Origin of the sequence: Pseudoroseomonas cervicalis ATCC 49957, from assembly GCF_000164635.1 — a bacterium.
In the GTDB taxonomy this organism is placed as follows: domain Bacteria; phylum Pseudomonadota; class Alphaproteobacteria; order Acetobacterales; family Acetobacteraceae; genus Pseudoroseomonas; species Pseudoroseomonas cervicalis.
Genome location: NZ_GG770778.1, coordinates 337,066 through 341,056 on the forward strand (window position 1 = coordinate 337,066; position 3,991 = coordinate 341,056).

A 3,991-nucleotide genomic window follows, 5' to 3' on the forward strand; every position below is an offset into this window, starting at 1 on the left:
GCCAGCAGCAGGGGGGCCAGCAGGGGCAGGGCTGGGCGGAGGGGCATGGCGGCAAGATGGGCCGCGCAGGCGGGGGCGGAAAGCGGGCGGCGGCAGAATTTTCCGGCCCTGCATCGGGGCGGGCTCAGCGCGGGCCGCGCGCCTGGCCGGGGGTGACGCCGAAGGCGGCGCGGTAGGCGGCGCCGAAGGCGGGGGCGCTGGCATAGCCGATGCGCGCCGCCACCTGCGCCGGGGGCAGGCCTTGCGCCAGCAGGGCGGCGGCCTCGGCCAGGCGCCAGTGCTGGCGCCAGGCGCCGAAGCTCATGCCGGTCTCGGCGCGGAAATGCCGGGCCAGGGTGCGCGGGCTGGCGCCCACCGCCTCGGCCCAGCCTTCCAGGGTCAGGGGGCTGGCCGGGTCCTCCCGCAGGGCGGCGGCCAGGCGTTGCAGCCGGGCGTCGCGCGGCCAGGGCACGCCGAGCGGCAGGGTGGGGGCGCGGGCGATCTCGTCCAGGATCAGCGCGGCCAGGTGGCCGGCGCGGCCCTCCGGGTCCCAGTCCGGCGGCTCCTCGCAGGCGGCCAGGATCAGCTCGCGCAGCAGCGGGGAGACGGCCAGCACCGCGACGCCGCGCGGGCCGAGCCGCGCCGCATCCTCGCGCAGGAACAGGGCGCGCATGGCGACGCTGCCCTGGGTCGCCACCGCGTGCGGCAGCCCGGCCGGCACCCACAGCGCGCGGCCCGGGGGCACGACGAAGGCGGCCTCATCGGTGGTGATGCGCATGACGCCGTGGCTGGCATAGATCAGCTGCACCCGGCGGTGGGCGTGGCGCGGCGTCGCGCTGTGGTCGGCATAGTCGCGCCGGAAGCCGGCCAGGGGCCGGTCCACCGCATCCTGCGGCAGCTGGCTGTCGGGGATGATGGCGAAGGGTTTTTGGCGCGTTGGCGACATGATGTGGCCGGATGTCGGTTCCTGGCCAGGCTATCCTGCCCGGACACGGCAAGCATACGGAAGAATGGCCATGTCCCTTTCCCCGGCCACGCGGCAGATCGCCTTCATCAACGCGGCGCACAGCTTCACGCATTTTTCCCTGCTGATCCTGGCCACCGCCGTGCTCGGCATGGTGCAGCAGGACGGGGCGCTGTTCGGCCATGAATACGGGCCGATCCTGGCGATCGGCACGGCGATGTTCGTGGTCTATGGCGTGGGCGCGCTGCCGATGGGCTGGCTGGCCGGGCGGTTCGGCCGGCGCAACCTGATGCTGGCCTTCTTCCTGGGCACCGGCGGCTGCATGGCGCTGGCGGGGCTGACCGGCTCGCCCTGGGCGCTGGGGCTGGCGCTGGCGGGCATGGGGGGCTTCGCCTCGATCTACCACCCGGTCGGCACCGCCATGCTGGTGGAGGCGGCGGGCGACCGGGTCGGGCGCGCGGTCGGCATCAACGGGGTGTTCGGCAATCTGGGCGTGGCGCTGGCGCCGGTGGCGACCGCCTTCCTGGCGATCACGCTGGGCTGGCGCTGGGCCTTCCTGGTGCCGGGGCTGCTCTGCGTGCTGATCGGCCTGTTCTATGCGCGGGAGCCGGCGGTGGACATGGCCGCCTCGGCCAGGGGGGCGCGGCCCTTCCCGGTCATTCCGCGCGCCGTGGTGCGGCGGGCGGTGGTGGTGCTGCTGGCGATCGCCGCGGCCTCGGGGCTGGTGTTCAACGCCTTCACCCTGCTGCTGCCCAAGCTGATGGAGGAGCGTCTGGCCGGCAGCCCGGATTTGCTGCCGGTGATCGGCGCGCTGGCCTTCCTGGTGACGCTGTGCGGCGGGCTGACGCAGTTCACCGTCGGCCGGATGATCGACCGGATGACGCTGAAGCGCGTCTTCCTGCCGATGGCGCTGGTGCAGGTGCCGGCGATGCTGGCGCTGGCCTGGGCGGAGGGCTGGATGGTGCTGCCGCTGGCGGCGCTGCTGGCGGCCTCGATCTTCGGCCAGGTCACGGTGAACGAGACGATGACGGCGCGCTACATCGCGCCGGCGCTGCGGGTGAAGCTGTATTCGATCCGCTTCTTCGTGGGGTTCCTCGGCGCCGCCGCGGCCTCGCCGCTGATCGGGCTGCTGCACCAGGCGACCGGCAACCTGAGTGCCACCATCGTGGTGCTGGCGGGCTTCGGCTCGGTGACGCTGCTCTGCGCGCTGTTCTTCCCGGACCGGGAGGAGGAGCTGAAGCCGGAGATGTGGCAGGTGGCCCCGGCCGAATAAGAAAAGATGTTCTTTTTTGAAAAAAGAACCAAAAAACTTCTTTCAGTTTGGCGTCCCGCTTCAACGGGAGACGGCGGCAGCCTGAAAGAAAGTCTTTTTGCTTCTTTTTCTTCAGAAAAAGAAGATTCTTCCAGGGCTGCTGCCGCTTGAAAGACTCCCCTGGAATGGGCTATGTCGCCCGCCGCACGCCGGCACCCCTGGAGGCCGGCGTGCTCGCGTTCGGGCATGGGCCTGAGCGTGCGGCGGGCGCCCCGGATTGGCGCCCATAGAAGCGGAGCTTTTCAGCAATGGTCCAGACCATTCGGATCGAGGCCGAGGCGCGCGAGCGGGCCGGTAAGGGGGCGGCGCGCGCGACTCGGAAGGACGGGCGTGTGCCCGCCGTCATCTACGGCGCGAAGCAGGAGGCGGTGCTCCTCTCGCTCGACCCGCGCGACGTGATGAAGGAGATGCACAAGGGTGGCTGGCAGTCGCACCTCTACGAGGTGGCGGTGGCCGGTGCCGAGCCGGTGCGCTGCCTGATGCGCGAGGTGCAGTTCCACCCCGTCAAGGACAGCCCGCTGCATGTGGACTTCCAGCGCCTGGCGCCGGGTCAGATGATCCGCGTGAAGGTGCCGGTGGTGTTCCAGAACGAGGAGAGCGCGCCGGGCATCAAGGAGGGTGGCGTGCTGAACGTCGTCCGCCGCGAGCTCGAGGTGCTGTCGGACCCCGACCAGGTGCCGGAGCAGTTCGAGATCGACCTGGGCGCCGCCGTGATCGGCGACAGCCTGCGCTGGTCGAACGTGATCGACCACAAGGGCACCAAGCCGGTGATCGTCGGCCGCGACTTCGTGGTGGCGACCATCGCGCCGCCGACGGTCGAGGAAGAGATCGTGGTGCAGGCCCCGGTCGCCGCCGCGCCCGCCAAGGGCAAGGCCGCCGGCAAGAAGAAGTAAGACGGAGCCGTCGCGGTGCTGCTCTGGGTCGGCCTCGGCAACCCCGAACCGGGTCAGGCGCGGCACCGCCACAATATCGGCTTCATGGCGCTCGACGCCATCGCGCGCCGCCACGGCTTCACGCCGTGGCGGCAACGCTACAAGGGCCTGGTGGCCGAGGGCAGCATCGACGGGCGCAAGCTCCTGCTGCTGAAGCCGCAGACCTACATGAACCTCTCCGGCGAATCGGTGCAGCCGGCGGCGGCGTTCCACAAGATCCCGCTCTCCGACATCACCGCCTTCCATGACGAGCTCGACCTGGCCCCCGGCAAGATCCGGGTGAAGAAGGGCGGCGGCGCCGCCGGCCATAACGGTCTGCGCGACATGGACCGCCGCCTGGGCGCGCCGGATTACTGGCGGGTGCGCTTGGGCATCGGCCATCCGGGGTCGAAGGAGAAGGTCACCGGCCATGTGCTGGGGAATTTCGCCAAGGTGGACACCTGGCTCGAACCCATGCTGGATGCGGTGGCGGAGGCCGCGCCCCTGCTCGCCCGCGGCGAGACCGAGGCGTTCATGACCCGCGTGGCCCTGCTGACCCAGGAGAGCTGAGACATGGCGATGGAAGACGCGGCGGCCGATCTCGCCGCCGAATTCGGCGGACCCGGGCCCGAGGACATGGCGAATGGCGCGGCCGCCCTGGCCGCCGGTCTGCTGGCCCAGGCGCAGAGCCTGGCGGGCACCGCCGCCGCGCTGGAGCGCAGCCGCACCGGGCACAAGGCCGCCATCGAATCCGCCGCCGCGCGCGCCTCGCTGGCGCTGGCCATGGCGCAGGTGGTGTCGGAATGCGCCGGCCCGGCGCGGGCC

General features: G+C 71.5%; 6 protein-coding genes. 5 read left to right on the forward strand and 1 reads right to left on the reverse strand.

Annotated features, from left to right (window positions below):
• Positions 1-124: 124 nt before the first annotated feature.
• Positions 125-925, reverse strand: a complete 801-nt coding sequence (locus HMPREF0731_RS08850) for an AraC family transcriptional regulator (RefSeq protein WP_007003749.1) — start codon at positions 923-925, stop codon at positions 125-127.
• A 70-nt stretch (positions 926-995) separates the two neighbouring features.
• Between HMPREF0731_RS08850 and HMPREF0731_RS08855 the strand changes: the two genes are divergently transcribed.
• The 5 genes from HMPREF0731_RS08855 to HMPREF0731_RS25195 all read left to right on the forward strand — a co-directional run.
• Complete coding sequence (locus tag HMPREF0731_RS08855) at positions 996-2,216, forward strand: MFS transporter (RefSeq protein WP_157136023.1); 1,221 nt, start codon at positions 996-998, stop codon at positions 2,214-2,216.
• A gap of 6 nt (positions 2,217-2,222) precedes the next feature.
• Positions 2,223-2,366, forward strand: coding sequence for a hypothetical protein (locus tag HMPREF0731_RS24150; protein WP_157136024.1), 144 nt, complete (start codon positions 2,223-2,225; stop codon positions 2,364-2,366).
• Positions 2,367-2,503: 137 nt separating this feature from the next.
• On the forward strand, positions 2,504-3,148 hold the full coding sequence (locus tag HMPREF0731_RS08860; RefSeq protein WP_007003752.1) for a 50S ribosomal protein L25/general stress protein Ctc: 645 nt from the start codon (positions 2,504-2,506) through the stop codon (positions 3,146-3,148).
• 15 nt (positions 3,149-3,163) lie between these two features.
• Entirely contained in the window at positions 3,164-3,736 is a 573-nt protein-coding gene (gene pth, locus HMPREF0731_RS08865) for an aminoacyl-tRNA hydrolase (protein ID WP_007003753.1), read from the forward strand.
• 3 nt (positions 3,737-3,739) lie between these two features.
• On the forward strand, positions 3,740-3,991 hold a 252-nt coding region (locus tag HMPREF0731_RS25195), incomplete at its 3' end, for a hypothetical protein (protein WP_007003754.1).